Origin of the sequence: Candidatus Avelusimicrobium faecicola (assembly GCA_900540405.1) — a bacterium.
Classification (GTDB): domain Bacteria; phylum Elusimicrobiota; class Elusimicrobia; order Elusimicrobiales; family Elusimicrobiaceae; genus Avelusimicrobium; species Avelusimicrobium faecicola.
In genome coordinates this window covers 1-4,233 of record UQFW01000075.1, presented here as the reverse complement: position 1 = coordinate 4,233, position 4,233 = coordinate 1, and the positions used below count along the sequence as shown (strand labels likewise).

Annotated in this window: 2 protein-coding genes and 3 tRNA genes; 4 read left to right on the top strand and 1 reads right to left on the bottom strand. The window is 51.7% G+C overall.

Going from position 1 to position 4,233, the window contains the following annotated elements:
* Window positions 1–723 precede the first annotated feature (723 nt).
* Window positions 724–797, bottom strand: a tRNA-Ile gene (locus ACQY18_RS06380).
* Window positions 798–896: 99 nt separating this feature from the next.
* Between ACQY18_RS06380 and ACQY18_RS06375 the strand changes: the two genes are divergently transcribed.
* From ACQY18_RS06375 to ACQY18_RS06360, 4 genes are all read left to right on the top strand, one after another.
* Window positions 897–970 (top strand) — tRNA-Gln (locus tag ACQY18_RS06375).
* A gap of 111 nt (window positions 971–1,081) precedes the next feature.
* Window positions 1,082–1,153 (top strand) — tRNA-Pro (locus ACQY18_RS06370).
* Window positions 1,154–1,174: 21 nt separating this feature from the next.
* Complete coding sequence (locus ACQY18_RS06365; protein ID WP_428039264.1) at window positions 1,175–2,122, top strand: C39 family peptidase; 948 nt, start codon at window positions 1,175–1,177, stop codon at window positions 2,120–2,122.
* On the top strand, window positions 2,119–3,849 hold the full coding sequence (locus ACQY18_RS06360; protein WP_428039263.1) for an ABC transporter substrate-binding protein: 1,731 nt from the start codon (window positions 2,119–2,121) through the stop codon (window positions 3,847–3,849). Before ACQY18_RS06365 ends, ACQY18_RS06360 begins: the two co-directional genes overlap by 4 nt.
* The last annotated feature ends 384 nt before the right edge of the window (window positions 3,850–4,233 follow it).

Here is a 4,233-nt window from a genome sequence, read left to right as displayed (position 1 = left end):
GGTTTTGGCTTTTAGAAAGCAGTTTGTGCCAATAAAAACAACGCTCCGCCTTTCAAGTCCTGTCACGCACCAAGCAGTTGGTGCGTTCGGGCGCAAAAAAACCGCCCCTAAAGGCGGTTTTAAGAACTGCGCCCACCAGGAACTTGGCCACAAGTCGGCTCGTTGACCCTCGCCGCTCGCGGCCCCGCCTCGCCATGCTCGCCTTTCGTACTCGCGTGGCTCGTACTCAAACTCGCATAAGGCTCCGGCTTTCAAGTCCTGGGCGCGGGCAAAGCAGTTTGCCCGCTTGGGCAAAAAATTAGGCCCTACCTGAGCGGTAGAGCCAAATTTTACTGCGCCCACCAGGCTTGCCTTCCGGTAAAATTCCTGACGGAATTTTCCTGCAGGCCGGGCTCGCGGTTTTGGCCTTTCGCTCCGCTCAAACCAAAACATCGCTGCGCCTTTCAAGTCCTGTCACGCACCAAGCAGTTGGTGCGTTCGGGCGCAAAAAAACCGCCCCTAAAGGCGGTTTTAAGAACTGCGCCCACCAGGAACTTGGCCACAAGTCGGCTCGTTGACCCTCGCCGCTCGCGGCCCCGCCTCGCCATGCTCGCCTTTCGTACTCGCGTGGCTCGTACTCAAACTCGCATAAGGCTCCGGCTTTCAAGTCCTGGGCGCGGGCAAAGCAGTTTGCCCGCTTGGGCAAAAAATTAGGCTATCCGCAAGGGATAGCCCAAATTTTACTGCGCCCACCAGGACTTGAACCTGGAACCCACCGATTATGAGTCGGTTGCTCTAACCAATTGAGCTATAGGCGCTAAAACAATATCTATTATTATAACAAATATATTTTGCCTTGGGGCGGGAAAAAGAAAAATTTACTCTTTACTAAAAATGTGCTAAAATATTAATGTTAATCCGGGATGGTGTAATGGTAACACGGATGCCTCTGGAGCATTAATTCTAGGTTCGAGTCCTAGTCCCGGAACCAGATTTTATAAAGCCGCCTTTAGGGCGGTTTTTTTGCGGCCTGCCGGGCATGCGCCCACCTCAAGCGCCCCTTTGCAAGCAGGTTAAAAACTGGTACTATATAAACAGTGTACGGGGCATGGCTCAATGGTAGAGCGCTCGGTTTGGGACCGAGAGGTTCCCGGTTCAAGCCCGGGTGCCCCGATTTCCTTTTCAGGTGCTGCGCATGACTATACAAACGGACCAATCCACCGTGTTTAATACGTTTCACTCTCCTGCACAAACGCAAAATGTACAGGTGGTGGACGGTGTAAAGGCGGTCACGTCTAAAATTATGCGGGCGCCTTTTGCGTTTGATAGCCTGGTATTAAGCGTAAACTACCGCACGCAAACCGACGGTTTATTGCTGTTGGAAGCGCAAGTAGGCCATCAAGGGAAATGGAGCCGTTTTTATAAGTTGGGGCTTTTTTCTAAAGATTTTCAAAGCAGTTTCCCGCCCCAGCAAGATGAGTTTGCCCAGGTGCAAACGGATATGTTGGCCCTGTCCGTCCCGGCGGATTGCTACCGCTACCGTATCAGCCTGTATGGGGATATGGAGGTGCTTTTGCTGGCGGCCTGTGCCACGCGCGCCGGGCAGACCGCGCCCTGTACGGATTTGCCGCAAGGGGCGTTCCGCGCGCAGGTGGAGCCGATTTCCCAAATGTGTGTGAATCATAAGGATAAAAAACGCATTTGCAGCCCCACCGCGCTGACGATGGCGCTTAACTATTTTGGGGCCCGTTTAACCCTGGAAACGGTTATGCGGGAAGTGTTTGACCCCGCCCCGGGTATTTATGGGAATTGGATTTTTAACACCGCGTGTGCCGGTTTGCACGGGGTGGAAAGTTATGTGCGGCGGTTTGAGTCTTTGGCTGAACTGCCGCAGTTTGTGAATGAAAACTGCCTGACACTGGCCAGTATCTCCTATAAAAAAGGGGAATTGCCGGGCGCGGCGATTGAAAGCACCGCCGGACATTTGGTATTAGTGACAGGATATGAAAACGGCCGTATATGGACGGCGGACCCCGCGGCGGCAACTCCGCAAGAGGTGGTGCGCCCGTATCCGGCGGAAGAATTTGCGCGCGCGTGGCTAGTCCGTAAACGCGGTGTGGCGTATATCGTGAGGAAAAAATGAAAAAAGGGTTGTTTGTCGTGTTATGCGCGGGGCTTTTGTTAGCCGCCTGCGCCCATAAAGAAGATAAAGAAACTTTATTAGTGGCCCACAAAGGGGAAATGCAATCCCTGGACCCGGTGTATTCGTATGACGGCGTCACGCAAGGCATGATGTTAAATGTATACGATACCTTGCTTAAATTTAAGGGTTCGTCTATGACCCAGCTGGAGCCCTCCCTGTCTACCCAGGTGCCCAGTGCGGAAAACGGTTTGATTTCCAAAGACGGTTTAACGTATACGTTCCCCATTCGCAAGGGGGTGCGTTTTCACCATGGCGAAGAACTCACGCCCGAAGACGTGCGCTATTCTTTACTGCGCTTTTTACTTTCTGATGTAGCCGGCGGGCCGTCCAGCCTGCTGTTGGAGCCCATTTTGGGGGTTTCCTCCACGCGGGACGAAAAAGGCAAAATTGCCGTTTCTTACAAGGATGCCGCCCAAGCAGTGCGTGTAGACGGGGATAACATTGTTATCACGCTCAAACGCCCGTTTGCGCCGTTTTTGTCCATTTTGGCGCGGTGGGGCTATGTTGTCAGCAAAGAGTGGGCCGTTCAAGCGGGCGCGTGGGACGGCACGGAAGAAACTTGGCAGCAGTTTAATAATTTTTCCAAAGAATCTTCCCCTTTGTTTAACGCCATGAACGGCACCGGGCCTTTTAAGTTGGTGCGTTGGAATATAGCCGGCCGCCGTTTGCAACTGGCCGCGAACGAAACGTATTGGGCCGGCGCGCCAAAACTTAAAAATATCCATTTAATGACGGTAGAAGAACCTAGCACCGTGCGCTTAATGCTGGAGGCGGGAGATGTGGACGTGGCGGAAATATCGCCTAAGTTTATCTCCCAACTCAAAGACAAACCGGGCGTAAAGTTATATGATAATCTGCCCCGCTTACGCACGGACCCGGTTATTTTCTTTACGCTGAATGTAAATATGCAGGCCAACCCGGATGTCGGCTCCGGCAAATGGGACGGCAACGGTATTCCGGCGGATTTCTTTGCCGATAAAAACTTGCGCAAGGCGTTTGAATATGCGTTTGATTATGATGCCTTTTTGAAAGAATCCATGGAGGGCCGCGGCACGCGCGCTATCGGCCCCGCGCCCGAAGGGCTGATGGATTATGACGATTCTTTTAAGCGGTATCATTTTGATTTGGAAAAATCCCGCGAATATTTCAAAAAAGCCTGGGGCGGCAAAGTGTGGGATACGGGGTTCAAACTGACTATGACGTATAACACCAGCGGCGATATGCGCCAAATTGCCAGCGAAATCTTAAAACGCAATGTGGAAAGCCTGAACCCTAAATTTAAGATAGATTTGCGCGGGGTCACTTGGGCGTCTTTCTTGGAAAAAACCGCCAACCGCCAAATGCCGTTGTGGACGCGCGGCTGGGTGGCCGATTATGCGGATGCGCACAACTTTTATTTTCCGTTCCTGCATAGCAACGGCCGGTATGCGTTGGCGCAAGGGTATAAAAACCCGCAGGTGGATAAGCTGATTGAAGCGGCCGTGGTGCAAACGGACCCCGCCAAACGCCGGGAAATGTATAAAAAAGCGCATAATTTGATGTACGAAGATGCCATGCAGATTTATACGGTACACCCCACCGGGTTGTGGGCTATGAGAGAAGGGGTAGAGGGGTTTGTGGATAATCCGGTGTATATGGGGATTTATTTCTACCCCATGTATAAATAAGTGGATAACAACTGTTGGTAAGCTAGGTTTTCAATGCGCGGGGAACAAAATAACATTTTGTTCCCCGTTCGCATTTAGAGGGCATACCATTTTCCAAATTTAAGCCCTTTTGCGCCCCCTTTGGGCTTATGTGGCATTCAGCCACACAGCGCCCAAACTAGCGGCGCAAAATCTTCTTAAATTTGAAAAATCATGCTACAAGCAATTACTCTTGTACTGCTCTGCACGGCATAAAAAAAGCGCCGTTATCCGCCGTGCTGTTGTCCTTTGTCGTGCCTTTTGCTGTTAAGCGCACCCCTTTGAAACCGTCTATAAAATTTATTTTTAACGGGAAACCGGCTGGGCAAAGGGAATGTGTAGCGGCGGACGAATCGGCCCGGGCGC